Source organism: Vogesella alkaliphila, from assembly GCF_014652475.1.
GTDB lineage: Bacteria > Pseudomonadota > Gammaproteobacteria > Burkholderiales > Chromobacteriaceae > Vogesella > Vogesella alkaliphila.
In genome coordinates this window covers 1-25,900 of the sequence record NZ_BMYW01000013.1, presented here as the reverse complement: position 1 = coordinate 25,900, position 25,900 = coordinate 1, and the positions used below count along the sequence as shown (strand labels likewise).

The window sequence follows — 25,900 nt, the reverse complement described above, 5'->3', positions numbered from 1 at the left end:
TTCCAGCGATAAAAAAAGGCCGGTGCGAGCACCGGCCTTGGGGTTATTTTTCGATCAGCCGGTCATCGATGAAGGCCGAGGCGCGCAGCTGCTGCAACCAGTCGTTGTAGTTCTGCTCCGCCTTGCGCTGGCGGATCTGCTGCTTGATCGCCAGCTTGGCGCGCTCGCCGGACACGTCCTGGCTGCGCACTTCGTCCAGCCGGATCAGGTGCCAGCCGAACGGGCTGCGTACCGGCTCGCTGTTTTGCCCGGCTTGCAGCGCGGTGAACGCGCGCTCGAATTCCGGCACCGTGTCGCCGGGGTTGAGCCAGCCCAGATCGCCGCCGAGCGAGGCGCTGCCGTCCTCGGAGAACTGGCGCGCCAGCGCCTCGAAGCTGGCGCCGCGCTGCAGGCGGTCCTGCACCTGCAGGATGCGCGCGCGGGCTTCTGCTTCCGAGGTGGCCTCGTTGGTCTTGATCAGGATGTGGCGCACCTTGTGCTGCTGCACCAGCTGCTCGCCGGCGCTGTTGCGCTTGTCGGTGAGCTTGAACAGGAACAGACTGCCGTTGGCGCGCACGATGTCGGTGACGTCGCCGACCTTCATGCTGTCCAGCAGCTGGATGAAGTCCGGCGGCAGCGCGCTGGCGCCTTTCCAGCCCATGTCGCCGCCGCTGAGCGCGGTAGCGGCTTCGGAGTAGCGGGCGGCCACTTCGGCGAACGGCTGGCCGTTACGGATCGCCTGTTGTGCCTCCTGCAGACGCAGGCGCAGTTTCTCGATCTGCGCGGCATCGGCGCGTTCCGGCACGTTGAGCTGGATCATCGCCAGCCGGTACTCGGCGTTGGACAGGCCCTGGGTGCTCTTCAGCACCTGTTCCACTTCGCTGTCGGTGACATTGACGCGGCCGGCGATCTCGCGCTCCTTGATGCGGTCCAGCAGCAGGTCCTTGCGCAGGCTCTTGCGGAACTGTTCCAGCGACAGGCCGTCCTGCTGCAGGCGGGCGTACAGTCCCTGCAGGTCGGTCTTGTTCTGTGCCGCCAGCCGTTGCAGGGTCTGGTCGATTTCGCTTTCGCTGACGCGCAGGCCGTTGCTGGCGGCGTACTGCAGCTGCAGCTGCTCGTTGACCATCAGGTCCAGCACCTGCCGCGACAGCACGCTGGCCGGCGGCAGCGCCACGTTCTGCCGTTTCAGGCTGGCGATGATTTCGGCTTCGCGCTGTTGCAGTTCGCTCAGCGTGATCACGCCGTTGTTGATCACGGCGACGATGCGGTCGGCGGTCTGCACGGCAGCGCTGGCCGGGGTGGCCAGGCTGAGGGCGAGGGTCGCGGCAAGGAGGAGCTGTTTCATCAGTTACCTGTTGTCTCGTTGATTGGGCTGTAGCCCGGAATGGCCAGGCGCAGGGCATTGAGCGGATTGCTGCCGACGCTGCTGAAGTCCTTCAGTTCCAGCTGCAGGAACACGGCATTCTTGGTTTTGTCGAGGTCGGTGACGTAACGCTGGCCGACCACGCGCATGCTCCAGCAGCCATCGTTGTACTCCACCCCGGCCAGTTGCTCCAACGCTTTTTTGTCGCGCAGCGAGTAGTTCTGTCGTGCCACCGCGTACCAGCGCGGCGCGATCGGCCACTGGCCGGCGACATCGACCTGGCGCAGGGTGTCGCGCTCGCTGCCGCTGCCGATCAGCTCGTCGCGGCCGTAGCGGTAGCGCACGCTGAGGGTCTTGCCCGGTGCCGGGTTGTAGCGCAGCTGTGCATTGTAGCGTTCGGTCTTGGACAGCGCCTGGTTGTACTGGTAGGAGCCGTCCAGGCGCAGGCTGTGGCTGAGGTCGCCGCCGACGGTCATCAGCAGGTCGGAACCGGCCTCGCTGCGTTCGCTGCTGCTGCCGTCGAGGCGGATGTCGTCGCGGCTGAGGTAGAAGCGCTGGCCGATGGCGACGCGCAGGCGTTCCAGCCCGTTTTCCTTGTCCAGGTAGCGGCTGGTCAGCGCCGCGGTAACCTGGTTGGCCGCGTTGATGCGGTCGTGGCCGGAGAAGCGGTTCTCGGTAAACAGCTGCGCGAAGTTGAAGTCGTTTTCCGAGGTGTCGAAGTTGGGCAGGCTGGACTGCTCGACCTTCGGGATCTTCACGTAGAACAGGCGCGGCTCCAGCGTCTGGTTCATGTCGCGGCCGAACAGTGTGCTGTCGCGCTCGAAGGTCAGGCCGCTGTCGAGGCTGACGATGGGCAGCGTGCGTTCGTCGCTGCGCACCGCCTGGCTGCCGTCGCTGTTGTCCAGTTCGTAGCGGGTAAAGTGGACGCCGACTTTCGGGCGCAGGAAACCCCACGGCCGCTCGATGGCATAGCTCAGGCTGGGGTAGGCGACCAGCCGCGTGCCTTCCTGTTTGCTGCTGTGGCTGAAGCGGGTCAGCTCGCTTTCGAGATTGCTGCTGAAACCGCCGAAGCGCTGGCGGGCGTTGAGGCTCAGCTGGGGCAGGCGCGCGTACGGCTCTTCCACCGTGCCGTTGTCGTCCTGCAGCGTCTGGTAGCGCTGCGCCTTCAGTGTCACCGCGCCCCACTCCTGCTGGTAGCCAAGCCAGGCCTCGCGCTTGAGGTTGACGTTGGCCGCGCTGCTGACGCGGTCGCCGAAATCATCGAAATAGTCGTCATCGGACACGTAGGCACCGTTGGCACCCGCGCTCAGCGCCGGGGCCAGCTGCTGCACGTGTTCGCCCTTCCACAGGAAGCGGCTGCGCTCACTTTTCCTGTCGTTAGGCAGCTGCTCGGTGTACAGCTGGCCCTGGGCGTCCGGCAGCAGGTAGCGCCCTTCCAGCCCCAGCATCATGCCGCGCTGTTCGATGTAGCGCGGGGTGAGGGTGGCGTCGTAGTTCGGCGCGATGTTCCAGTAGTAGGGCAGCGACACCTGCAGGCCGTCGCTGCCGGTGCTGATGGTGGGGAACAGCAGGCCGCTCTTGCGGCCGCCGTCCAGCGGGAAGTCGATCCACGGCGTGTACAGGATGGGCACGCCCTGGAACTCCACCCGCGCATTGCGCGCCACGCCGACATTGCGACCGTAGTCGAGGTCGATGGTGCTGGCCTTCAGGTACCAGGAGTCGTCGTTGGGGTCGCAGGTGTTGGCGCGGGCACTCTGCAGGCGGTAGTTGTCCTTGCCCTGGAATTCGAGCTTGCCGGCATTGCCGCGCAGCGTCTTGCCGTCGCGGCCGAAGCTGAAGCTCGCGTTGCTGGCGCTGCCGCTGCGCTCGCCCAGCAGGTAGTCGAGCTGCTCCGCCTCGATGCGGCCGTCGGCCTGCGTCAGGCGCACACGCTCGCCGGCGCGCAGCTGCTGGCGCTGCACGAAGTATTCCAGCCAGTCGGCCTCGACGGTCTGGTCGTCACGGACGGCCTTCACCTGGCCGCTGGCCTTCAGCTCGACGTCCATCTGGCCGCTCAGATTGTCGGATTCGACACTCAGAGTCCCCGCCGGCAGGGAGTCCGCCTGCGCCGTCGGCAGCAGGAACAGGGGGAGCAAGGCCGCCATCACGGGCGTCAAACGGAAGCGTGTCTGCATCGGAAGAAGTCGGGCCGGCCATGTTGGGGCGCGGTCAAAGCGGTTACAATCGCGTCATTGTACCCAATTTGCCGATATACGCGACTATGCAGCGACTCGAAGCCCTGAAAGCGTGGCTGGCCACGCAGTTTCCCGATCAAGACATCGCGGTGGTCTTTGCCGCCGCCGATGCCGATTTCCGCCGTTACTTCCGCGCCACCTTCCCCGATGGCAGCACCCGCATCGTGATGGACGCGCCGCCGGAAAAGATGAACACCGACGCCTACGTCAGCGTGCGCGAGCTGTTCGCGCCGGCGGCGCATGTGCCGGCCATCCTGCTGCGCGACCGCGAGCAGGGCTTCATGCTGCTGGAAGACCTCGGCACCGTCACCCTGCTGGCGGCGCTGCAGCACGACGAACGGGACATGGTGCACAAGCACCTGCTGCTGGAAGCGGTCGATACCCTGATCGAGATCCAGAAGATCAGCCGGCCGGGCGTGCTGCCGGACTACGACCACGCGCTCTTGACCCGCGAGCTGAACCTGTTCCCGGAGTGGTACGTGGCCAAGGAGTTGGGCAAGCCGCTGACCTTCGCCCAGCGCAAGCTGTGGGACGCGGCGCTGCAGGCGCTGCTGCCGCGCATCGAGGCGCAGGGCAAGGTCTACGTGCACCGCGACTTCATCGTGCGCAACCTGATGCTGACGCCGGATCGCCCGGGCGTGCTCGACTTCCAGGACGCGGTGTACGGCCCGGTCAGCTACGACATCGTGTCGCTGCTGCGTGACGCCTTCATCGGCTGGGACGAGGAGTTCGTGCTCGACATCGCCATCCGCTACTGGGAAAAGGCGCGCGCCGCGGGCCTGCCGGTGGCGGACAGCATCGACGAGTTCTACCGCGACTTCGAGTGGATGGGCGTGCAGCGCCACCTGAAAGTGGCCGGCATCTTCGCCCGCCTGTACCACCGCGACGGCAAGGATAAGTACCGCGCCGAGATCCCGCGTTTCATCAAGTACCTGAAGAAGACCAGCCGCCGTTACAGCGAGCTGGCGCCGCTGTTCCAGCTGCTGGTGGAACTGGTCGGCCTCGACGAGGACGACAACGACGACAGCATCCAGTCGGTGTTCAGCGCCACCAGGTTGGCGTCGGACCAGTAAACCCGAACCTTTGCCACGGAATCCACGGCAAACCACAGACAGCGCGCTGCGCGGTAACGGTTAGGCTGATGACGGGATACTCCCTGCCTCGGCAGGACGGCCATCTCGTCCGTGGCTTCTGTGGGTTCTGTGGCAATAGAAAAGCCCGATAAATGAAAGCAATGATCCTCGCCGCCGGCCGCGGCCAACGCATGCGGCCGCTGACCGACCACACCCCCAAGCCGCTGCTGCCGGTCGGCGGGCAGCCGCTGATCGCCTGGCATATCCGCCACCTGGCCGCCGCCGGCTTTACCGACATCGTCATCAACCACGCCTGGCTGGGCGACCGGATCGAAGCCACGCTGGGCGACGGCAGCCGCTACGGCGTGCGCCTGGCCTACTCGCGCGAGAAGAGCGCGCTGGAAACCGCCGGCGGCATCGCCACCGCGCTGCCGCTGCTGGGCGATGCCCCGTTCGTGGTGGTGAATGGTGACGTGCTCACCGACGTCGACTTCGCCGCCTTGCGGCCAACGTTGGCCGCACTGGACGGCGAGCGCCACCTGGCGCACCTGCTGCTGGTCGCCAACCCGCCGCACCATCCGGGCGGCGACTTCGGCCTGCTGGCGGACGGCAAGCTGGCGGGCAATGCCTCCGACGGCATCGGCCTGACCTTCTCCGGCATCGGCCTGTACCACCCGGCGCTGTTCGCCGGCATGCCCGCCCACCAGCCGGCCAAGCTGGCGCCGCTGCTGCGCGCGGCGATGGCGCGCGGCCAGGTGAGCGGTGCGCGCCACGACGGGCTGTGGCTGGACGTGGGCACGCCCGAGCGGCTGGCGGAGGCCGACGCCATCGCCAAAGGTTGGCCGCAAGCGTGAAACGCCGCATCCTCGGCATCGACCCCGGCAGCCGCATCACCGGCTTCGGGGTGATCGACATCGTCGGCAACCAGCGCCTGTACGTCGCCTCCGGCGCCATCCGCACGCCGCAGGGCGCCAGCCTCGCCGAGCGCATCAAGGTGCTGGTGCACGGCATCCACGACGTGATCGCCACCTACCAGCCGACCGAGTCGGCGCTGGAGCAGGTGTTCGTCAACGTCAACCCGGCGGCGACGCTGATGCTGGGCCAGGCGCGCGGCGCCTGCATGACGGCGCTGGTGATGAAGGATCTGCCGGTGGCGGAGTACACCGCGCTGCAGGTCAAGCAGTCGGTGGTGGGGCAGGGCAAGGCGCCCAAGGAGCAGGTGCAGTTCATGGTGGTGACCATGCTGAACCTGTCCGGCACGCCGCAGGCCGACGCCGCCGACGCGCTGGCGGTGGCGCTGACCCACGCCAACCACAGCGGCGGCGCCATCGGCCAGCTGGCCAAATTGGGCTACAAGGTGCGCGGCGGGCGGCTGGTGTGAGCGGCGGCTGACTGGGCTGGACGGCGGGGGCGCCGGTTTTTGTTCGCCGGGTGCCATGGCCGATTATGGCGATGGTATTATTTGCGGCCATGCCTGCTGCCGAGGAGACCCGAATGAAGCTCTATCTACTGTTCCTGCTGATGGCGACCACCACGGTCCTGAGTCCCGGCCCCGGGGTGGTGATGACGCTGAGCAATGCCTTGCGCTTCGGGCTGCGTGGCACCCTGGGCGGCATTGTCGGCATTGCCGCCGGCGCCATGCTGGTGGCGGCGATCTCCGCCACCAGCCTCGGCATCTTGCTGGCAACGTCGGCGCTGGCGTTTACCGTGCTGAAACTGCTGGGTGCCGCCTACCTGTTCTATCTCGCCATCCGTCTGTGGCGTGCGCCGTCATTCAGCTTCACCGCGCAGCCGACCCACGACGCCAGCCTTGGCCGGCGTTTTGTCGAGGGGCTGTCGCTGCAGCTGACCAATCCCAAGGCAATCTTTTTCTTCCTGTCGGTGTTTCCGCAATTCATCGATCCGGCACAGCCCTATCCGCGGCAGTTTGCCACCCTGGTGCTGACCTACAGCACGCTGGTGGTGGTGATCCACTGCGGCTACGCGCTGTTTGCCCGCCGCGCCAAGGGCTGGCTGCAGTCGGAGCGCGGCGGCCGCCTGCTCGGCAAGCTCTCCGCCGGCAGCTTTGCGTACTTCGGGGCCTCGCTGGCAACGGCACAGCGCTGAGCACACGGTTGCCGGCGATACCGGTCATCGCTTTCTTGTCCGCGCCCAAGGTTGGCCGCACCGCCGCGTGGCACACTGCGGCCAACCTTTCCGTCTGGAGCCTGCGATGTGGAATGACTATGCCATCGCCCGCGCGCTGCACGTGCTGGCGATCGTGATGTGGGTCGGCGGGGTCGCCTTCGTCACCACGGTACTGATTCCGGCGATCCGCCGCCGCTTCGTTCCCGAGCAGCAGTACGCGATGTTCGAGGACGTCGAGCACCGTTTCGGCGCGCAGGCGCGGCTGTGGGTGCTGCTGGCGCTGGCCAGCGGCGCGTGGATGCTGCACGCCAGCGACGGCTGGGCGCGGCTGCGGGACACCGGCTGGCTGCAGCTGATGCTGGCGGCGTGGCTGCCCTTCCTGCTGATGCTGTTCGTGCTGGAGCCGTTCTTCATCCACCGCTGGCTGAAGCGGCGCGCGCAGCGCGACCCGGCCGGCACCCTGCGCCTGTTGCAGTGGCTGCACGTCGGCCTGCTGGCCTTGACGCTGAGTGCGCTGCTGGCCGGCGTGGTCGGCGCCCACGGCGGCTGGCGTTTCTAGCCGCGGCACGGTGCACGGCGGCGCTGTGGCACAATGCCGGACACGCCGCCGGTTTACCCGGCCAGCCTCCTCGCCACCGGCCCGCCGGCGCTGGCCGTCATCCTGTACTGTCAAGCGCCGCGCTGCGGCCAACCTTTTGAAAGCCCCGAAATGATCGGACGACTCACCGGCACCCTGCTCGAAAAACTGCCTCCGCAAGTCACCGTCGACGTGAATGGCGTCGGCTACGACGTGGACGTGACCATGACCACCTTCTACCAGCTGCCGGCGCTGGGGCAGAAGACCACGCTGTTCACCCACCTGGTGGTGCGCGAGGACGCCCACCTGCTGTACGGCTTCGGCAGCCGTGACGAGCGCGAGACCTTCCGCCAGCTGATCAAGATCACCGGCGTCGGCGCCAAGATCGCGCTGGCCATCCTGTCCGGCATGACCGCCGACGAGCTGGCCATCGCGGTGGCCAGCGAGGACATCAAGCGGCTGTCGTCGGTGCCCGGCATCGGCAAGAAAACCGCCGAGCGCCTGGTGCTGGAGCTGCGCGGCAAGCTGGCCACCGGCGGCAACCTCACCGTGCCGGGCGGACTGCCGTTCGCCGCCACGCCGGACGAGAAGAGCGACATCGTCAACGCCTTGCTGGCGCTGGGCTACAACGAAAAAGAGGCCGCCGCGGCCACCAAGGGCCTGCCGGCGGACGTGACCGTCAGCGACGGCGTACGCCTCGCGCTGAAGAACCTGATGAAAGGCTGAACATGAGCAAGGTGCTGCTGATCACCGGCGCCAGCCGCGGTATCGGCGCCGCCACCGCGCGGCTGGCCGCGCAGCAGGGCTACGCCGTGGCGGTGAACTACCACCGCAACCATGCCGCCGCCGAGGCGGTGGTGGCCGACATCCACGCCGCCGGCGGGCAGGCGGTGGCGATTGCGGCCAACGTGGCGGACGAGGTGGACGTGCTGCGCCTGTTCGCCGAGTGCGAGGCGGCGCTGGGGCCGCTGTCGGCGCTGGTCAACAACGCCGGCGTGCTGGAGCAGCAGATGCGGCTGGACGAGATGAGCGTGGCGCGCTGGCAGCGCATCATGGCCACCAACGTCGTCGGCCCGCTGCTGTGCTGCCGCGAGGCGGTGAAGCGGCTGTCCACCCGCCACGGCGGGCCGGGCGGCGCCATCGTCAACGTGTCCTCCGCCGCCGCGCGCCTGGGCTCACCGAACGAATACGTGGACTACGCCGCCAGCAAGGGGGCGCTGGACACGCTGACCGTGGGTCTGGCCAGGGAAGTGGCGGCCGAGGGTATCCGCGTCAACGGCGTGCGTCCCGGCTTCATCTACACCGGGATGCACGCCGACGGCGGCGAGCCGGGCCGCGTCGACCGCGTGAAGAGCGCGGTGCCGATGCAGCGCGGCGGCCAGCCGGAGGAGGTGGCGGCGGCGATCCTGTGGCTGCTGTCCGACGCCGCCTCGTTCACCACCGGCAGTTTCATCGATGTCGCCGGCGGCCGCTGAGCGCGCCGCCGCATCGTCAACAAGGGGAAAACAATGGCCAACGTAGCGGTACTGATCGACGCGGACAACGTGTCGCCGGGCTGGATCGAGGACGTGCTGGAAGAGGCCGGCAAGCTGGGCGTGCTGGCGCTGAAAAGGGTGTACGGCGACTTCAGCCGTCACGACAAGGCGTGGCGCGACCTGTGCGCGCGCTTCGCCATCCACCCGATCCAGCAGTTCCCGAACACCAAGGGCAAGAACGCGTCCGACATCACGCTGGTGATCGACGCGATGGACATGCTGCACTCCGGCCGCTACCACAGCTTCTGCCTGGTCTCCAGCGACAGCGACTTCTCGCGGCTGGCGACGCGGCTGCGCGAGGACGGGCTGGAGGTGTGGGGCTTCGGCGAGGAGAAGACGCCGTCGGCCTTCGTCAACGCCTGCAGCAAGTTCGTGTACGTGGAGGTGCTGGCGCTGAGCGACGAGGCCAAGGCGGAGGAGAGCGCGGCCAAGGAGGGCGACGGCGCGCGTGGCGGTGGCAAGGCGGCGCCGGCGGCGCGGGTGCTGCGGCCGCTGGACAAGAAGCTGCGCGCGCAATTCCAGAAGGGCATCGAGAGCATGGACGACGACGAGGGTTGGGCCGACCTCGGCGGCGTCGGCAGCCTGCTCGGCCAGTGGATGCCGGACTTCGACCCGCGCAATTACGGCTTTGCCAAGCTGTCCGAGCTGGTGCTGAAGTCGGGCTGGTTCGAGGTGCGCAAGGCCACTGGCGGCCGCGGCGGGGTGTCGATCCGCCTCAAGCCGGGCAACGGCGGCGGCCGCAAGGCGGCCAAGTAGGGCGCTTGCCGGCGCCAACCGGAAAAAACCGCAGCGTGTTCACTATATGGAGTAGGCGCTGCGGTTTTTGTTTGCGGGCAAGGTTGATGGCCAAGGTTGGCCGCAAGCCTTTACGGGTGTTCGCGTGCCAGCCACTCCACCAGCTCGGCCACCGTCAGCTGCGGCAGGTCGTGCTGTGCGGCGTAGGCGTCCAGCTCGGCGCCGCGCATCATGCTGCCGTCCGGGTTCATCAGCTCGCACAGCACGCCGGCCGGGCTGAAGCCGGCCAGCCGCGCCAGCTCCACCGCCGATTCGGTGTGGCCGCGCCGTTCGCGCACGCCGCCGGCACGGGCGATCAGCGGGTAGACGTGCCCGGGGCGGGCGAGGTCGGCGGGCTTGGCGTCCGGCGCGATGGCGGCGCGGATGGTGGTGACGCGGTCGGTGGCGGACACGCCGGTGCTCACGCCCTCGGCGGCCTCGATGCTGACGGTGAAGGCGGTGCCGTAGCGGCTGCCGTTGTCGGCCACCATCGGTGGCAACTGCAGCCGCGCCGCGTGCTCCGGCGTCAGGCACAGGCAGACGATGCCGCTGCAGTCGCGGATCAGGCGCGCCATTTCCGGCACCGTCAGCGCGTCGGCGGCCAGGATCAGGTCGGCCTCGTTTTCGCGGTCGTGGTCGTCGGCGACGATGACCGGCTTGCCGGCGCGCAGCGCGGCCAGCGCGGCGTGGAGGCGCAGGGAAAGGAGATCGGTGTGGGCATTCATGGATAACGGTCCTCGATTCAGCTAGTGAGAAACACGTCACGGGGCGTGAAGCGGCCGGCCTTGCAGCCAACCTTGGGCGCACGGCGTGCGCGGACAGCATCCTCCGCCGCAGGCCTGCGGGCGGGGGATGCGCCATCTTCTTTCATCCGGACTGTGACCGTCGGCTCTGGCATCGCACCAGATCTGCTGACCTTTTGCCGGGCGGCAAAAGCGCTCGCGGGCTCGGCTGCGCGGGCAGCCATACCGCCGGTGGGGAATTGCACCCCGCCCTGAAGACGTCGCTTGCGGCCAACGTTGGCCGCAAGCGGGGCACAGTATAGCAGTGGTAACATCGGGCGATTGATCCCGAGTGATAGCGACATGATCCAGACCGACAACCTGATAGGCGGCGCGCCGGAGCGCCGCATCGTCACCCAGCAAAGCCTGTCGCAGCAGGAAGAGGCGCTGGAGCGCGCACTGCGGCCGAAGCAGCTGGACGAATACGTCGGCCAGAAGAAGGCGCGCGAGCAGCTGGAAATCTTCATCGAGGCGGCCAAGAAACGCGGCGAGGCGCTGGACCACGTGCTGCTGTTCGGCCCGCCCGGCCTCGGCAAGACCACGCTGGCGCACATCGTCGCGCGCGAGATGGGCGTCAACCTGCGCCAGACCTCCGGCCCGGTGCTGGAGCGCGCCGGCGACCTGGCGGCCTTGCTCACCAATCTGGAGCCGCACGACGTGCTGTTCATCGACGAGATCCACCGCCTGAGCCCGGTGGTGGAGGAGATCCTCTATCCGGCGCTGGAGGACTACCAGATCGACATCATGATCGGCGAAGGGCCGGCGGCGCGTTCGGTGAAGATCGACCTGCCGCCGTTCACGCTGGTGGGTGCCACCACCCGCGCCGGCATGCTGACCAATCCGCTGCGGGATAGATTTGGGATTGTCGCGCGGCTGGAGTTCTACACCCCGGAGGAGCTGCAGCGCATCGTGGTGCGCTCCGCCGGGCTGCTGAACGTGCCGCTGGGCGACGACGGCGCGTTCGAGGTCGCGCGCCGTTCGCGCGGCACGCCGCGGATCGCCAACCGCCTGCTGCGCCGCGTGCGCGACTACGCCGAGGTGCGCGCCGACGGCACGGTGACGGCGGCGGTGGCCGACGCCGCGCTGGCGATGCTGGACGTCGATCCGGCCGGCCTGGACGTGATGGACCGCAAATTGCTTCAGGCCATCCTGGACAAGTTCGGCGGCGGCCCGGTGGGGCTGGACAACGTCGGTGCCGCCATAGGTGAGTCGACCGACACCATCGAGGACGTGATCGAGCCGTTCCTGATCCAGCAGGGCTACCTGCAGCGCACGCCGCGCGGGCGGATGGCCACCGCGCTGGCCTATACCCATTTCGGGCTGCCGACCCGGGAGTAAGCGGCGGCAGCGCCGGTTCACGAGCGAACACGATGCAGAAAAAGCTGATTATCCGCACCGGCCGCGTCTATGCCGGGTTGCGTGGCGAGCTGGGCGATTTTGACGACTGGATCCGCCGCGAGCTGGGCGCCGACGGCGACAGCTGGCAGGTGATCGACGTGCAGGCCGGCGAGGCGCTGCCGGCGGTGGCGGAGGTGGCCGGCGCGGTGATTACCGGCTCGGCGGCGATGATCAGCGAGCGCGCGCCGTGGAGCGAGGCCACCGCCGCCTGGCTACGCCGCGCGCATGCGGCCAACGTGCCGCTGCTGGGCATCTGCTTCGGCCACCAGCTGCTGGCGTCGGCACTGGGCGGCGAGGTGGATTACCACCCGCAGGGGCCGGAGGCCGGCACGGTGACGGTGCACACCACCGCCGCGGCGGCCAGCGACCCGCTGCTGTCGGCGTTGCCGGCGAGCTTTGCCGCCAACGTGATCCACTGGCAGAGCGTGCAGCGGCTGCCGCCCGGCGCGGTGTGCCTGGCGCACAATGCCTTCGAACCGCACCACGCCTTCCGCCACGGTTCGGCGTGGGGCGTGCAGTTCCACCCGGAATTCAATGCCGAGGCGATGACGCGCTACCTGGCGCAACTGGCGCCGCTGCTGGACAAGGCGCAGCTGTCGCTGCCGGCGCTGCAGCAGAATGTTGCAGCGACACCACATGCGGCGGCTTTATTGCAGCGTTTCGCCGCCTTGCTGCCGGCGGCTGCGCAAGGCTGACTACCCGGCGTACAATGCGCGCCGGATGTTTTATTTGCTCATGATTGCTCAGGGAGTATGCAGGCATGTTTTACGCCATTTTGCTGGTGACACTGGCGGTCGCCCTGGTGACCTCGATACTGGTGGTCCGTTTTTTCAACGAGGCAGTCAAGAAAATCCTGTCGCGCATCGTCGGCGATGATCTGGCCGAGGCCTGGCGCAAGTACATGAGCTTCGCCATCGTGGTGGTCGGCGTGTCCGGCGGCGTGCGCATCTGGGATCTGGAGAAGTTCGTGCCCAACGGCCGCGAATCGGCGCTGGAGCTGAACGGCGTGCGCTGGACCATCCAGATCTACCGCACCGTGATCGACACCCTGTCGCAGATCGCGTGGGTGATGCTGCTGTTCTTCCTGTGCACCATGGTCGCCTACGTGATCATGCGCGCGGTGGAGGCTCGCGCCAACGAGCGTAACGGCAAGACGCCGGAGTAAGCGTTCGTTCCGGCCGTTCGGGTCGGGCCATCATGCAAACAGGGCTGCCGCGGCAGCCCTGTTGCTTTGTGTGCGTTGCCGTAGAACGTGTTCACGACCTCGCACGCTCACGCGAGACAAGACGAAAACGGCTGAGGAAGCGGAGTTTACAAGTAGTAAATGAGCATTCCGAAGCCGTTTTTAACGCGGTATCGCCGAAGCGCAGCAGATCGTGAACAGGTTCTTACAGCGCGACCATATTGTCGCGGTGAATCAGCTCCGGCTCGATCAGGTAGCCGAGCACGCCCTCGATGTCGCGGGTGGCCTTGCGCATGATCAGGCGCGCCTCTTCCGAGCTGTAGTTGACCAGGCCGCGCGCCACCTCGACGTGCTGTTCGTCGACGCAGACCACCGCATCGCCGCGCAGGAAGCTGCCTTCCACCGCGATGACGCCGATCGGCAGTAGGCTGGTGCCTTTTTCGCGCACCGCCAGCGCGGCGCCGGCGTCCAACACCACCTTGCCGGACAGCTGCAGGTGATCGGCCAGCCACTGCTTGCGTGCGGCCAACCGGGTGGTCGGCGCATTGAGCTGGGTGCCGATCGCCTCGCCGTCGGCCAGCCGCGACAGCACGTTGGCCTCGCGGCCGCAGGCGATCACGGTGGCGGCGCCGCTGCGCGCGGCGCGCTTGGCGGCGATGATCTTGGTGTACATGCCGCCGGTGCCGACGCTGGAGCCGGCACCGCCGGCCATCTCCTCCAGTTTGCTGTCGCCGGCCTCGGCCTCGTGCACGAAGGCGGCGTCGGGGTGCTTGCGCGGGTCGGCGGTGTACAGGCCCTGCTGGTCGGTGAGGATCACCAGGCTGTCGGCCTCGATCAGGTTGGTGACCAGCGCGCCGAGGGTGTCGTTGTCGCCGAAGCGGATCTCGTCGGTGACCACGGTGTCGTTCTCGTTGATGATCGGCACCACGTTCAGCGCCAGCAGCGTCGACAGCGTGGTACGGGCGTTGAGGTAGCGCAGGCGGTCGGACAGGTCTTCGTGGGTGAGCAGCACCTGCGCGGTTTTCAGGCCGTGCTCGCGAAAGGCGCTTTCATAGGCCTGGCACAGCCCCATCTGGCCGACGGCGGCGGCGGCCTGCAGCTCGTGCACCGCCTTCGGCCGCTTCGCCCAGCCCAGGCGCTGGCAGCCTTCGGCGATGGCGCCGCTGGAAACCAGCACCACTTCCTTGCCGCGGCGTTTCAGGTCGGCGATTTCGGCGGCCCAGCGCGCCAGCGCGCTCATGTCCAGACCTTTGCCGTCATTGGTCACCAGGCTGGAACCTACTTTCACCACGATGCGCGTGGCGCTGTGAATCACCGATTGCATGTCGCCGAATCCCGTCAGAAGCAAAGCCGTCAGTTTACCCGATTCCGCCGCCATGCCGCAGTGCGTCACGGTCTACGGCAGCGCGGCTTCCGGCGACGACGACGGCCGGTCGCCGGCCAGCAGTTGCGTCAGCGCCGACAGCGTGGCGTCGACCAGCTGCCGCATATGGCTTTCCTCGATGATGTAGGGCGGCATGAAATACACCGTCTTGCCGATCGGGCGCACCAGGCAGCCCTGCTGCAGCATCAGGCTGAAGAAGGCAGGGCCGAAGTCGGCGCGCTGGCAGTCGACGTCGAACGCCCAGATCATGCCGCGCTGGCGGAAGTGGCGCACCGCCGGGTGGGCGGCGATCACCGCCAGATGGCGGCTGAACAGCGCGGCGGTGGCAAGGTTGGCCGCAATCACCTGTTCGTCCTCGAAGATGTCGAGCACGGTCAGCGCCGCGCGGCAGGCCAGCGCGTTGCCGGTGTAGCTGTGCGAGTGCAGGAAGCCGCGGCTGACGTCGTCGTCGTAGAACGCGGCGTAGATGTCGTCGGTGGTCAGCACGCAGGACAGCGGCAGGTAGCCGCCGGTGATGCCCTTCGACAGGCACAGGAAATCGGCGCGGATCGCCGCCTGTTCGCAGGCGAACAGCGTGCCGGTGCGGCCGAAGCCGACCGCGATCTCGTCGGCGATCAGGTGCACCCGGTACTGGTCGCACAGCCGGCGTGCCTCGGCGAGGTACAGCGGGTCGTACATCACCATGCCGGCGGCGCCCTGTACCAGCGGCTCGATGATGAAGGCGGCGAGCTCGTGGCCGTGCCGTTGCAGCAGGGTCTCCAGCGCGCTGGCGGCGCGGCGCGCGACGTCGGCGGCCGTCTCCCCCGGCGCGGCGAGGCGGGCGTCGGGGCTGGGCGCGCGCAGGTTGTGCTGCAGCAGCGGCGCGTAGGTGTTGGAGAACAGCGGCACGTCGGTGACCGCCAGCGCGCCGACGGTTTCGCCGTGGTAGCTGTGTTCCAGGCTGAGGAAGCGTGTCTTCTGCGTCTGGCCGTGATTGCGCCAGTAGTGGAAGCTCATCTTCAGCGCGATCTCGGTGGCGCTGGCGCCGTCCGAACCATAGAAGGCGTGACCGAGGCCGGTGAGCGCGGCCAACCTTTCCGACAGCTCCACCACCGGCTGGTGGGTGAAGCCGGCGAGGATCACGTGCTCCAGGGTATCGAGCTGCTCCTTCAGCGCCTGCTTGATGCGCGGCTGGTTGTGACCGAACAGGTTGACCCACCACGAGCTGACGCCGTCGATGTAGCGTTTGCCGTCGAAATCCTGCAGCCAGATACCGTCGGCCGAGGCAATCGGGATGATGGGCAGGGTTTCGTGGCGCTTCATCTGGGTGCAGGGGTGCCACACCGCGGCGCGGCTGCGCGCCAGCCAGTGTTGTGCTTGCGAGTCATGCATGGTGGGGCCTCCGGAGGACAAGGCGGGCATCGTAACATGGCGCCGCGCCGCGCAAGGTTGACGAAAATTGTCAGTCGCTTGCCGTTTTTGCGCCAGCCTGCTACGGCGGCTCTGGCGACGATAAGCGCGAAAAGCCAGCTACGGCGGCCTTGTCCGGCTATTGCTGCCGCGCTGGCACAGCCTGGCGCCGATTTTGCTCTGCTTTGTCAGGAATCAAGCTGCACGGCCCCGTTGCCGTGTATCCTCGCCGCGACGGTTGTTAAGGCGGCTGGCAGTGGAGGGCGCAGTTAGGCATGACCTAGCCTCGGCCCTGCGATTGACCGGAGCGGCTTGAGTGTCGATTGGCAATTGCAACGCCGGCTTGCGGGAACAGGATTTGTTTTTTCGCTGGTAGTTTGCCATTTTTCATTTTCAAACAGGAGCACTACGCATGAAACGTGCACAACAAGGTTTTACCCTGATCGAACTGATGATCGTGGTAGCGATCATCGGTATTCTGGCAGCGATCGCGATCCCGGCGTATCAGGACTACACCAAGCGAGCCCATGTCGGGGAGGGGTTGCAACTGGCGGCCGGCTCGAAAACTGCGATCGCTGAGTACTACGCCAGTAATGGCGTTTGGCCAACTTCTAACGCTTCGGCCGGTATTGCATCTGCTGTTGATATCAAGGGTAATGCGGTTGTTTCGGTATCAGTTGGTGCCAGTGGTGTAGTGACTGTGGAGTACAATGAAAAAGTAGCTTCGGGGGCTCAGTTGGCCATTACACCGACAGCGGCTTCTGGTTCCATTACTTGGGCATGTGATGCTTCTGGCTCCGCGATGAGTACCAAGTGGTTGCCATCCAATTGCCGTTGATACGCTGATAAGTAAAAATAACAAGGGTGCTACGGCACCCTTTTTTCATTTTGCCGGATTTCCCGATGCGTCTCTCTTCGTTCACTGCCGATCGTTTATTGCTGCTGTTGTTGTCGCTGATGCTGGTACTGCCGTTCTTCAACTTTGCCCGTTACTCCCCAGCACCCGATTGGTGGACCAATAGCGTCGTGGTGATGTTGCTGGTACCGGTGCTACTGCTGGCGTTGTGGAGTGACGTGGCTGCGGATGAGCCATGCTCGATTGCCGTGCCACGATTATTACCATTGGCAGGGCTGTGGTGGTGCATGGTGTTCCTGCCGGCAGCCTTGCACCGCGATGGTGGTATCTACAGTCTGGCGCTATCGGAATCGCTGGCGGTGGTGCTGGCTCTAGTTGCGGCCAGCCTGTTGTTTCAGCTGCAAAGCAGGCTGGGACGAGCACAGTTACTGATCACCTTGGCTGCCGTAATGTTGGGGGGAGGCTTGTTGCAAGCGCTGATCGGTATTGCGCAGTTGCTGCAAGTGGCGCAGTTAGCCGATGGTTGGCTGGTGTATCACCAGTCTGTTCCGTTAATCATGGGCAATATCGCGCAGCGTAACCAGTTTGCACATGTGCTGACTTGGGGTGTTTTGGCGGCCGTGTATTTGTGGCTGGGACAGCACTTGCGTAGCTGGTTGGCGTGGCCAGCGATAGGCTTGTTGGCATTGGTGATGGCGTGGTCGGGCGGACGCTTGCCGCTGGCCTATGCCGGATCGATGCTGCTTGTGGCGGTTGTCTGGTACTGGCGTGGCCGTGATCGTCGTTTGTTATGGGGTTTGCTGTCGGCTGTCTTGTTGATTTTGCTGATGCAATGGGGTGGTACCTGGCTTGCCCAAGTGCTCACAGGGCAGAGTATTGGCAGTGGTTGGGATCGGTTGGGTGATGCCGGTTTTGGCGCCCGGCGCCGTATCGAATGGCAAAAAGCATGGTTGATGATTTCGGCCTACCCCTGGTTCGGGGTGGGTTTGGGCGGCTACGCTTACCACTCAACCTGGCTAGAAGCGTTTGGCGGTCTGCCCAAGCTGCCGGAAAGCGTACTGTTTACTCATAGTCATAATCTGGTCATGCAGTTGCTGGCTGAAACGGGTATACCGGCAACCCTGCTGGCGGCAGTGACGGTATCGCTGTGCCTATTACCATTTTTGCAAACGCAACATGCCAATCGTGAGAATGCTTTCCTGCTATTGTTGGGGGCTACCATTCTGGGGCATTCGATGTTTGAGTACCCGTTGTGGTATTTACCTTTTCTGGTAGCTTTTCTGTTCGTCTTGGCGCTATCGCCGCTGCCAGCAGTGAATGTATCGGTGCGTGCCTCATTACGACGCTTGGGCCTAAGTATGCTGCTGCTGGGGTGTTTGCTTTATCTGATGTTCGGTATTCCTGGATTTTTCACGGTAACCACGGCGCAGCCGCCGCGTAATCCTGTTGAAAATAAGCAGCGTATCGAGGACTTATTGCGGCTATCGCGCAATCCGTTCTGGGCGTATGAGGCCGAGTTGACTCTGGCAAATTATCTACGGCCATCACCGCAAGACCTTGAAATCAAGTTGCAACATTATGAACAATTAGCTCGTTATCGGCCTTATCCAATGTTGTTGTGCCATCTGGCAATGCTTCGGGCGTGGCATCAGCAACCGCAGGCTGCTCGTGAGGCCATGATTATGGCGATTGCCACGTATCCAGAGGCGTTGCCTGCCATGCAGCAGACGCTGGCAGTACGGCCTGAACCGGAGATCCTCCCATTGAAACAACTGGTGCTGCAGGCTCAACAGGCTTACCGACAGGGAGGTGGCTTGGCTGCCGTGCAAAGTGTGGCCAGTCGCTCGTTGAGTCGGCCCTTGCCGTGAGTTCTGACAGCCAAAGCGTCGGTGCGGTATGCTTCCGCCTTTGCCGTAACGCGGATTGATGATGTTTGCTTCTCTTGCGCGGCCAAGGTTGGCCGCATTGCTGCTGGCGGCGGTGACCGTGCTGCCGTTCCTGTCGCCGTTCCACTACCTGCCGCTGCCGCAGTGGTGGGGCGAGATCGCGGCCGTGGTGCTCGGCGCGCTGGCCTGTCTGTGCCTGCCGCAGGGCACGTTGCGGCTGCCGCGGATGGTGCCGTGGCTGGCGCTGCTGGCGCTGCTGTGGCTGAGCCAGCCATGGTTTGTCGACTTGCTGTTTCCCGGCCTCAATGTGGCAACGGCGCTGGCTTTTCTCGCGCTGGCACTGCTGGCGCTGGCGGTGGCGCGCTGGCAGGCGCTGAGCGACGCCGAAACGGTGATGACGGTGCTGGCCAAGGGCCTGCTGGTCGGTGCCCTGCTGCAGTCGCTGATCGGGCTGGCGCAGCTCACCGGGCTGGCGCCGCTGCTGGGCGGCGTGCTGTTCTACGATGGCGCGCATCCGACCTCCAATATTTTCGGCCACATCGGGCAGCGCAACCAGTATGCGCACTACCTGAGCTGGGGGCTGGTGGCGGTCAGCTGGCTGGCGGTGGCGCGGGTGCTGTCGCGCGGCGTGGCCGTTGCGGTGCTGCTGTGGCTGGCGCTGTCGATCGCCTTTGCCGGCTCCCGCACCGTGTTGCTTTATGCCGCCGCCTTGCTGCTGCTGGCACCGGCCTGGTACTGGCACGTGCGCGACGAGGCCAGCAAGCGTCTGATGCAGTGGCTGCTGCTGGCGGCCGGCTTGCTGCTGCTGATGCAGTTCGCGTTGCCGCTGGGCGAGTGGCTGCTGCGGCCGCTGCTGCATGGCGAGCTGGTGGCCAGCGGGGTCGAGCGGCTGGCGGCCAACTCTGACGGCATGGGCGCGCGCCGGCTGGCGGAGTGGGGCAAGGCGTGGCTGGTGTTTTGCGAGGCGCCGTGGTTCGGCGCCGGCTGGTCGCAGTACGCGTACCACAGCGTGCGGCTGCAGCTGCTGCCGCAGTTTGTCGATAGCGGTGTCAACAGCGGCCTGTTCAGCAATGCCCACAATCTGGTGTTCCAGCTGTTGGCCGAGGTCGGCCTGATCGGCACCCTGGCGGTGCTGCTGGGGCTGGTCTGGGTGCTGCTGCCGTGGTGCGGCCGGCAGGCGCGGGCGGTGCATCTGCTGCCGCTGGCCATGCTGGCCATTTCGCTATTGCACAGCATGCTGGAGTTCCCGCTGTGGTATCTGTATTTCCCGGCGGCGCTGGTGATGCTGCTGGCGCTGGCGCCGGTGGCGGAAGGGGGCAAGCGTCGTCCGTTCCGGCCGGTACAGTACGGCGCGCTGCTGATGCTGCTGCTGGCGGCCTATGGCAGCTATCGCTACGTCGAGATGCAGGGCCTGTACAACCCGCGTACCGCGCAGCAACAGCAGCGGCTGCAGCAGATCATGCGCGAGGAGCCGCTGTTCGCCTTCCACGCGCTGGGCCTGCTGGACGATGTGGTGAGACCGGGGCGCGACAGTCCGCCGCAGCAGCGGCAGTGGATCGCGCTGCTGGCGCAGATGCGGCCGTATCCTGACGTGCTGCGCAAGGAGGCGCAGTTCCTGGCGCTGGAAGGGCGTCCGCAGGAGGCCGCCTACACCATGCGGCTGGCGCTGGCCTCGTTTCCGACCTACGCACCGTTCTTCCTGCGCGCGCTGTCACCGGAAGAGCCGGCGTGGCAACCGCTGAGGCAACAGGTCGAGGCGGCGATGTTGAAGCCGTGAATGGCGGCAGCTGGCCGGCAATGAAAAATCCCTGCTCATGGCAGGGATTTTTTGTGTCTGGCAGGGCCGTGTGGCTCAGCCGTCGATAACCACGCCACTGTGTAGCGCCGCCTTCATCTTACCCAGCGCCTTGGCTTCGATTTGGCGGATGCGCTCGGCGGAGACGCCGAATTCGGCGGCGAGGTCATGCAGCGTGGCGCCGCTGTCGTCGGCCAGCCAGCGCGCCTCGATGATGCGGCGGCTGCGCGGGTCCAGTGTCGACAGCGCTTCCAGCAGGCCTTCGCTCTGCAGGCGATCCACTGCGCGGCGCTCCAGCGTCACGGTCGGCTCGTTGTGGGCATCGGCCAGCCAGTCGATCGGGGCGTAGGCGTCGTCGTCGTTGTCGTCGGCCAGCAGCGACACGTCCTGGCCGCTCATACGCGTTTCCATTTCGCGCACTTCTTCCGGCTTGACGCCGAGGTCTTCGGCGATGGCGCGGGCTTCGCTGTCGCTGAGCGCGGCAAAACCCTTCTTCATGCTGCGCAGGTTGAAGAACAGCTTGCGCTGTGGCTTGGTGGTGGCGATACGCACCAGGCGCCAGTTGCGCAGGATGAATTCATGCATCTCGGCCTTGATCCAGTGCACCGCGAACGAGAACAGGCGCACGCCGCGGTTCGGTTCGAAGCGCTTGACCGCCTTCATCAGGCCGATATTGCCTTCCTGGATCAGGTCGGCCTGTGGCAGGCCGTAACCGGCGTAACCGCGGGCGATGGATACCACCACGCGCAGGTGAGACATCACCAGGCGCTTTGCCGCTTCCAGGTCTTCGTGTTGCTGATGACGCGTGGCAAGCTCGATCTCCTCTTCCTGGGTCAGCATCGGGATGCTGTTAACGGTCTGGATGTATTGCTCCAGGCTACCGTTGGAAGAAAGCACGGGCAGGGCAAAAGTGGACATGTATTCGCAATCCTCCTAGATGGACCGACTTATCTTAGCACTCGGATTATGAGAGTGCCAGACGACAGGAGTTCCTGCCAATGGCAAATTTCAATCAGACCGATTGTCTCGATCTTGGGGTCACGCCGGCTGGTTTTTGCGCAGATGATGGTCTGCGGCCAACCTTGCACCGAGCATGCTCAGCAGCATGGCGCCCAGCAGCATGGCCAGCACCTCCAGCGGCTGCAGGCTGCGCAACTGGGCGTCGATGCCGTACAGGCTGGCGAACTCGGCCAGCGCCGGATTGGCCTGGTAGGCCAGCCAGCTGCTCAGGCCCCAGCACAGAAGTGCGGACAAGCTGCCCTGCCACGCCGCGTGGTAGAGGAAGGGACGGCGGATGAAGCTGTCGGTGGCGCCGATCAGCTTCGAGACCGCGATCTCCTCCTGCCGCGCTAGGATCTGCATGCGGATGGTGTTGTGGTTGATCAGCACCATCGCCAGCGCAAACACCACCGCCAGCAGCCAGGCGAGCTGGCTGGCGAGGGTGATCATCGCGTGCAGCTTGCGCGCCCAAGCGGCATCGAACTGCGCCAGCTCCACCATGGGCAGGCCGGACAGCTCCTTCTGCAGCAGGTCGAGCATCGCCGGCTCCAGCGGTTGCGGGGTGACGATGAAGGCGTGCGGCAGCGGATTGCTGCCGAGGCCCTCGCTGATCGCGTTCAGGCCGCTGCGCTGCTCCAGCTCTTTCAGCGCGGCGTCCTTGTGCGCGAAGCGGTAGGCGGCGACCCGCGGATGGTGCTTCAGGCTGCTCTCCACCGCGGCCAGGTCGGCCGGTTCGCTGGACAGCTCCATGAACAGCGTGATCTGCGGCGTGGTGTTCAGCCTGGCGGTCCACTGCTGCAGGCTGCTGACGCCGAGATACAGCGATACCGGCAGTGCCAGCGCGATGGCCAGCATCAGCAGGTTGAGCAGGTTGCCGAACGGCTGGCGCAGGATCTTCAGCAGCGCGCTGCGGGCGCTCTGCGCGTGCAGGTACAGGTAGTGTTTCATGCGGCGAATTGTCCTTCACGAAGCCGGATGATGCGGCGGCCGTAGTCTTCCATCAGCGTTTCGTCGTGGGCCGAGATCAGCACCGTGACGCCGACCTGGTGGAAGGACTTGAACAGCTCCATGATGTCCAGCGCGTAGGCGCGGTCGAGGTTGGCCGACGGCTCGTCCGCCAGCAGGATGCTGGGGCGGTGCACCACGGCGCGGGCAATGCACAGCCGCTGCTGTTCGCCGCCGGACAGGCGGATCGGCATCACCTTTTCCTTGCCGGCGAGGCCGACCTTGTCCAGCGCCGCGCGCACGCGGCGTTGCGCATCGCGGCGGTCGAAGCCGATGATGTCCAGCGGCAGCATCACGTTGTCGAATACCGTGCGGTCGAACAGGATCTTGTGATCCTGGAACACCACGCCGATGTGCTGGCGCACATAGGGCAGCTGGCTGGCGCGCAGCTTGCTCAGGTTCTGGTTGTTGACCAGCACATTGCCGCTGGTGGCGCGCTCGATGCCGGAAACCAGCTTCAGCAAGGTGCTTTTGCCGGCGCCGGAGTGACCGGCGAGGAACACCATCTCGCCGCTTTCCACGGTGAAGGACAGGTTGCGCAGCGCCTCGTGACCGCCGGGGTAGCGCTTGGTGACTTGGTCAAATCGGATCATCGGCAATCATTCCGCACTAAAGGTTGGCCGCAAGTTCTGTGACCGCAAGTGGATCAGGCCGCTCAGTCGAACAGCGCGTCGACAAAGTCGCGGGTCGAGAACGGACGCAGGTCGTCGATGCCTTCGCCGACGCCGATGAAGCGCAGCGGCACCGGGTGCTGTTTGGCGATGCCGGCGATGACGCCACCCTTGGCGGTGCCGTCAAGCTTGGTGAGGATCAGGCCGGTAAGGCCCAGCGCCTGATCGAAGGCCACCACCTGGTTGATCGCGTTCTGGCCGATATTGGCGTCCAGCACCAGCACCACCTCGTGCGGGGCGTCCGGGATCGCCTTCTGGATCACGCGCTTCACCTTCTTGATTTCTTCCATCAGGTGCAGCTGCGTCGGCAGGCGGCCGGCGGTGTCGGCAATCACGATGTCGATGCCGCGGGCCATCGCCGCCTGCATCGCGTCGTAGCAGACGGCGGCGGCATCGCCGCTCTGCTGCGCGATCACGGTGACGTTGTTGCGCTCGCCCCAGGCGATCAGCTGTTCACGCGCGGCGGCACGGAAGGTGTCGCCGGCGGCGAGCAGCACCGACTTGCCCTGGCTCTGGAAGTACTTGGCCAGCTTGCCGATCGAGGTGGTCTTGCCGGCGCCGTTGACGCCGGCGAGCATGATCACGTACGGCTTCTTGCCGTGGGTCTGCAGTGGCTGCTCCAGTGGCTGGATCAGCTCGACCAGCGCCTCCTTCAGCGCCCCCTTCAGCTCGCTGGCGTCCTTCAGTCCCTTCAGCGACACCCGCTCGCGCACGTCGCGTAGCAGGTGGCTGGTGGCGTCCATGCCCATGTCCGACGTCAGCAGCACCGCTTCCAGCTCTTCGTACAGGTCTTCGTCGATCTTGCCGCCACCGAACAGGCCGGCCAGCTGCTTGCCCAGCTTGTCGCGGGTCTTGGCAAGGCCAGATTTCAGGCGTTCGGTCCAGCTCGGCTTCGCCGGCGCCACGCTGCTGGCCGGCGCAGCGGTAACCGGCGGTGTCGTTACCGCTGCGGCCGGTGCCGGCTCGACACTTGCCGGTGCTGCGGTGACGATGTCCGCTGCGGGCGCGACGGGAGCGGCCGGCGGGGTCGGAGTGGAGTCGGGAACGGTTTTTTTCTTGAAAAAGCTGAACATGCGAAATGGCTGAGTCGAAGTAAGAGATTAGCGCTGGATTGTACCGGCAAAAGCCGGGGCAGGGGCAAACCTGAGTATAAAGCGCGACATGGCGTTAACGGATTGATTCACGACAGAAGTTCTGCGGCGCTAAATGGAGTAAAATCTCGCCCTTCTTTGAACAGGGCAGGACAGGGCATGGCGCAGCAACGCAACAGGGTGCGGATCATTGCCGGCAAGTATCGCCGGCGCCTGCTGCCTTTTCCGGATGTCGACGGCCTGCGGCCGACCCCGGACCGGGTGCGCGAAACCGTTTTCAACTGGCTGGCCGATCGTGTTGAAAACGCCGACTGTCTCGACCTGTTCGCCGGTAGCGGGGCGATGGGGTTCGAGGCCGCGTCGCGCGGTGCGCGCAAGGTGGTGCTGGTCGAGAAAAGCCGTACGGCGCTGCAATGCCTGCGCGACAGCAAGGCGCTGCTGGCCGCGTCCGAGGTGCAGCTGCACTCCGGCGCCGCGGAGGACTATCTGGCCCGCAGTGCGGAGCGCTTCGACCTGATCTTCCTTGATCCGCCGTATGCGCTGAACCTGCTGCCGGCATTGCTGCCCAAGGTTGGCCGCATGCTGAAGGCGGGCGGATGCATATATATAGAATCGGATCGGCCGGAACAGTTCGCCGGCTGGCAGGTGCTGAAAGAGGGCAAGGCGGGGGCGGTGCGCTTCGCGCTGCTGGTGGCCGGGTCCAGCGAATAAACATATAACGGCATGGGCTTGCGATGGTGTGCCGGCGGTGCCAGAATTCACTAGTGAAATACCTGAGGAAATTACTATGTCTTTGATCATTACCGACGAATGCATCAATTGCGATGTCTGTGAGCCGGAGTGCCCGAACAACGCCATTTCGCAAGGTGAAGAGATCTACGAAATCGATCCTAACCTGTGCACCCAGTGTGTCGGCCACTACGACGAGCCGCAGTGCCAGCAGGTCTGTCCGGTGGACTGCATCCCGCTGGATGCCTCCAATCCGGAAACGCACGACCAACTGTATCAAAAATACCTGGTGATCACCGGCAAGGCCTGAGTGTGCTAAGCCGTTGATTTGTGACGCAGCCGCCACCGAGTGTGGCGGCTGTTCGCATTCTGGCTGCAAAAAATCCGAAAAATCACGGAAAAGCTGTTGACGATCGCCGGAGCTGTCTATAATATTCGGGCTTCTTCACGGGGGGATTCCCGAGCGGTCAAAGGGATCAGACTGTAAATCTGACGGCTCAGCCTTCGAAGGTTCGAATCCTTCTCCCCCCACCAAAGTTACCAGCATCTTGGCGGCGAAAGCAGTTAGAGTTGGCCGGGATCGTAAGGCGGGTGTAGCTCAATGGTAGAGCAGAAGCCTTCCAAGCTTACGACGAGGGTTCGATTCCCTTCACCCGCTCCAAGTGCAGCAAGTTGTAAAGTTTTTTGGCTCATGTAGCTCAGGGGTAGAGCACTCCCTTGGTAAGGGAGAGGTCGGCGGTTCAATTCCGCCCATGAGCACCAAACTCATTTTATTGTATTCAGGGAATTTGCCATGGCTAAGGAAAAGTTTGCGCGGACCAAGCCGCACGTAAACGTTGGTACCATCGGTCACGTGGACCATGGTAAAACCACTCTGACTGCAGCGATCACCACCATTCTGTCGAAGAAATTCGGCGGTGAAGCGAAAGATTACTCGCAGATCGACAGTGCGCCAGAAGAAAAAGCACGTGGTATCACCATCAACACCGCTCACGTAGAGTACGAGACTGAGACTCGTCACTACGCTCACGTTGACTGCCCAGGTCACGCCGACTACGTGAAGAACATGA

26 protein-coding genes, 3 tRNA genes and 1 riboswitch are annotated in these 25,900 nt (G+C 65.3%); of the genes, 20 read left to right on the top strand and 9 right to left on the bottom strand.

Features of this window, described 5'->3' with window-relative positions; translation table 11 throughout:
- Window positions 1-43: 43 nt before the first annotated feature.
- Both IE100_RS15175 and IE100_RS15170 read right to left on the bottom strand, forming a co-directional pair.
- A complete protein-coding gene (locus tag IE100_RS15175) occupies window positions 44-1,324 on the bottom strand; it encodes a peptidylprolyl isomerase (RefSeq protein WP_189375343.1) in 1,281 nt (426 codons plus the stop codon).
- The gene (locus tag IE100_RS15170; RefSeq protein WP_229800415.1) at window positions 1,324-3,486 is read right to left on the bottom strand and encodes an LPS-assembly protein LptD; all 2,163 of its coding nucleotides are present in this window, start codon (window positions 3,484-3,486) and stop codon (window positions 1,324-1,326) included. The genes IE100_RS15175 and IE100_RS15170 overlap by 1 nt, the downstream gene beginning before the upstream one ends.
- A gap of 116 nt (window positions 3,487-3,602) precedes the next feature.
- On the opposite strand from IE100_RS15170, the gene amgK reads away from it, so the two are divergent.
- The 8 genes from amgK to IE100_RS15130 all read left to right on the top strand — a co-directional run bounded on the left by amgK (window position 3,603) and on the right by IE100_RS15130 (window position 9,644).
- Window positions 3,603-4,649 carry an N-acetylmuramate/N-acetylglucosamine kinase AmgK gene (amgK, locus tag IE100_RS15165; protein ID WP_189375339.1) on the top strand — a complete coding sequence of 349 codons (1,047 nt, stop codon included), beginning with the start codon at window positions 3,603-3,605 and terminating at the stop codon, window positions 4,647-4,649.
- Window positions 4,650-4,801: 152 nt separating this feature from the next.
- Entirely contained in the window at window positions 4,802-5,503 is a 702-nt protein-coding gene (gene murU, locus IE100_RS15160) for an N-acetylmuramate alpha-1-phosphate uridylyltransferase MurU (protein WP_189375337.1), read from the top strand.
- Complete coding sequence (ruvC, locus tag IE100_RS15155; RefSeq protein ID WP_189353864.1) at window positions 5,500-6,030, top strand: crossover junction endodeoxyribonuclease RuvC; 531 nt, start codon at window positions 5,500-5,502, stop codon at window positions 6,028-6,030. The genes murU and ruvC overlap by 4 nt, the downstream gene beginning before the upstream one ends.
- Window positions 6,031-6,143: 113 nt before the next feature.
- Window positions 6,144-6,755 carry a LysE family translocator gene (locus tag IE100_RS15150; RefSeq protein ID WP_189375336.1) on the top strand — a complete coding sequence of 204 codons (612 nt, stop codon included), beginning with the start codon at window positions 6,144-6,146 and terminating at the stop codon, window positions 6,753-6,755.
- A gap of 106 nt (window positions 6,756-6,861) precedes the next feature.
- Window positions 6,862-7,335: a hypothetical protein gene (locus IE100_RS15145; RefSeq protein ID WP_189375334.1), complete on the top strand. Its 474-nt coding sequence runs from the start codon at window positions 6,862-6,864 to the stop codon at window positions 7,333-7,335.
- A gap of 150 nt (window positions 7,336-7,485) precedes the next feature.
- Complete coding sequence (ruvA, locus tag IE100_RS15140; protein WP_189375332.1) at window positions 7,486-8,079, top strand: Holliday junction branch migration protein RuvA; 594 nt, start codon at window positions 7,486-7,488, stop codon at window positions 8,077-8,079.
- A 2-nt stretch (window positions 8,080-8,081) separates the two neighbouring features.
- Window positions 8,082-8,828, top strand: coding sequence for an SDR family oxidoreductase (locus IE100_RS15135; RefSeq protein ID WP_189375330.1), 747 nt, complete (start codon window positions 8,082-8,084; stop codon window positions 8,826-8,828).
- A gap of 33 nt (window positions 8,829-8,861) precedes the next feature.
- The gene (locus tag IE100_RS15130; RefSeq protein WP_189375329.1) at window positions 8,862-9,644 is read left to right on the top strand and encodes an NYN domain-containing protein; all 783 of its coding nucleotides are present in this window, start codon (window positions 8,862-8,864) and stop codon (window positions 9,642-9,644) included.
- 110 nt (window positions 9,645-9,754) lie between these two features.
- Here IE100_RS15130 and ribB read toward each other — a convergent pair whose 3' ends face one another.
- Entirely contained in the window at window positions 9,755-10,387 is a 633-nt protein-coding gene (gene ribB, locus IE100_RS15125; protein ID WP_189375327.1) for a 3,4-dihydroxy-2-butanone-4-phosphate synthase, read from the bottom strand.
- Between the two features lie 130 nt (window positions 10,388-10,517).
- A riboswitch (FMN riboswitch) is annotated at window positions 10,518-10,668 on the bottom strand.
- A 79-nt stretch (window positions 10,669-10,747) separates the two neighbouring features.
- Here ribB and ruvB point away from each other — a divergent pair.
- From ruvB to IE100_RS15110, 3 genes are all read left to right on the top strand, one after another.
- Window positions 10,748-11,782 (top strand): Holliday junction branch migration DNA helicase RuvB, encoded by a 1,035-nt coding sequence (gene ruvB, locus IE100_RS15120; RefSeq protein ID WP_189375325.1) that lies wholly within the window; start codon window positions 10,748-10,750, stop codon window positions 11,780-11,782.
- A gap of 32 nt (window positions 11,783-11,814) precedes the next feature.
- On the top strand, window positions 11,815-12,537 hold the full coding sequence (locus IE100_RS15115) for a glutamine amidotransferase (RefSeq protein WP_189375323.1): 723 nt from the start codon (window positions 11,815-11,817) through the stop codon (window positions 12,535-12,537).
- Between the two features lie 65 nt (window positions 12,538-12,602).
- The gene (locus tag IE100_RS15110) at window positions 12,603-13,007 is read left to right on the top strand and encodes a hypothetical protein (protein WP_189375321.1); all 405 of its coding nucleotides are present in this window, start codon (window positions 12,603-12,605) and stop codon (window positions 13,005-13,007) included.
- Between the two features lie 223 nt (window positions 13,008-13,230).
- Here IE100_RS15110 and proB read toward each other — a convergent pair whose 3' ends face one another.
- A complete protein-coding gene (gene proB / locus IE100_RS15105) occupies window positions 13,231-14,349 on the bottom strand; it encodes a glutamate 5-kinase (protein ID WP_189375319.1) in 1,119 nt (372 codons plus the stop codon).
- Between the two features lie 72 nt (window positions 14,350-14,421).
- Window positions 14,422-15,780, bottom strand: a complete 1,359-nt coding sequence (locus IE100_RS15100; protein ID WP_189375317.1) for an adenosylmethionine--8-amino-7-oxononanoate transaminase — start codon at window positions 15,778-15,780, stop codon at window positions 14,422-14,424.
- A gap of 430 nt (window positions 15,781-16,210) precedes the next feature.
- Here IE100_RS15100 and IE100_RS15095 point away from each other — a divergent pair, with 430 nt between their 5' ends.
- From IE100_RS15095 to IE100_RS15085, 3 genes are all read left to right on the top strand, one after another.
- Window positions 16,211-16,636, top strand: coding sequence for a pilin (locus IE100_RS15095; protein WP_189375315.1), 426 nt, complete (start codon window positions 16,211-16,213; stop codon window positions 16,634-16,636).
- Between the two features lie 65 nt (window positions 16,637-16,701).
- Entirely contained in the window at window positions 16,702-18,522 is a 1,821-nt protein-coding gene (locus IE100_RS15090; protein WP_189375313.1) for a PglL family O-oligosaccharyltransferase, read from the top strand.
- 61 nt (window positions 18,523-18,583) lie between these two features.
- Window positions 18,584-20,317 carry a PglL family O-oligosaccharyltransferase gene (locus IE100_RS15085; RefSeq protein WP_189375311.1) on the top strand — a complete coding sequence of 578 codons (1,734 nt, stop codon included), beginning with the start codon at window positions 18,584-18,586 and terminating at the stop codon, window positions 20,315-20,317.
- 75 nt (window positions 20,318-20,392) lie between these two features.
- Here IE100_RS15085 and rpoH read toward each other — a convergent pair whose 3' ends face one another.
- The 4 genes from rpoH to ftsY form a co-directional block, all read right to left on the bottom strand.
- Window positions 20,393-21,253: an RNA polymerase sigma factor RpoH gene (gene rpoH / locus IE100_RS15080; RefSeq protein ID WP_189375309.1), complete on the bottom strand. Its 861-nt coding sequence runs from the start codon at window positions 21,251-21,253 to the stop codon at window positions 20,393-20,395.
- 120 nt (window positions 21,254-21,373) lie between these two features.
- A complete protein-coding gene (gene ftsX / locus IE100_RS15075) occupies window positions 21,374-22,282 on the bottom strand; it encodes a permease-like cell division protein FtsX (RefSeq protein WP_189375308.1) in 909 nt (302 codons plus the stop codon).
- Entirely contained in the window at window positions 22,279-22,932 is a 654-nt protein-coding gene (gene ftsE, locus IE100_RS15070) for a cell division ATP-binding protein FtsE (RefSeq protein ID WP_120812561.1), read from the bottom strand. The genes ftsX and ftsE overlap by 4 nt, the downstream gene beginning before the upstream one ends.
- A 62-nt stretch (window positions 22,933-22,994) precedes the next feature.
- A complete protein-coding gene (gene ftsY, locus IE100_RS15065) occupies window positions 22,995-24,083 on the bottom strand; it encodes a signal recognition particle-docking protein FtsY (protein WP_189375306.1) in 1,089 nt (362 codons plus the stop codon).
- 177 nt (window positions 24,084-24,260) lie between these two features.
- Between ftsY and rsmD the strand changes: the two genes are divergently transcribed.
- The 6 genes from rsmD to IE100_RS15035 all read left to right on the top strand — a co-directional run.
- Window positions 24,261-24,812, top strand: coding sequence for a 16S rRNA (guanine(966)-N(2))-methyltransferase RsmD (gene rsmD / locus IE100_RS15060; protein ID WP_189375304.1), 552 nt, complete (start codon window positions 24,261-24,263; stop codon window positions 24,810-24,812).
- Window positions 24,813-24,888: 76 nt separating this feature from the next.
- Window positions 24,889-25,140 (top strand): YfhL family 4Fe-4S dicluster ferredoxin, encoded by a 252-nt coding sequence (locus tag IE100_RS15055; RefSeq protein WP_189375302.1) that lies wholly within the window; start codon window positions 24,889-24,891, stop codon window positions 25,138-25,140.
- Window positions 25,141-25,279: 139 nt separating this feature from the next.
- Window positions 25,280-25,364 (top strand) — tRNA-Tyr (locus IE100_RS15050).
- 53 nt (window positions 25,365-25,417) lie between these two features.
- Window positions 25,418-25,491 (top strand) — tRNA-Gly (locus IE100_RS15045).
- A 26-nt stretch (window positions 25,492-25,517) separates the two neighbouring features.
- Window positions 25,518-25,592 (top strand) — tRNA-Thr (locus tag IE100_RS15040).
- Window positions 25,593-25,623: 31 nt separating this feature from the next.
- A partial coding sequence (locus IE100_RS15035; protein WP_229800408.1) for a GTP-binding protein occupies window positions 25,624-25,900 on the top strand: 277 nt, incomplete at its 3' end.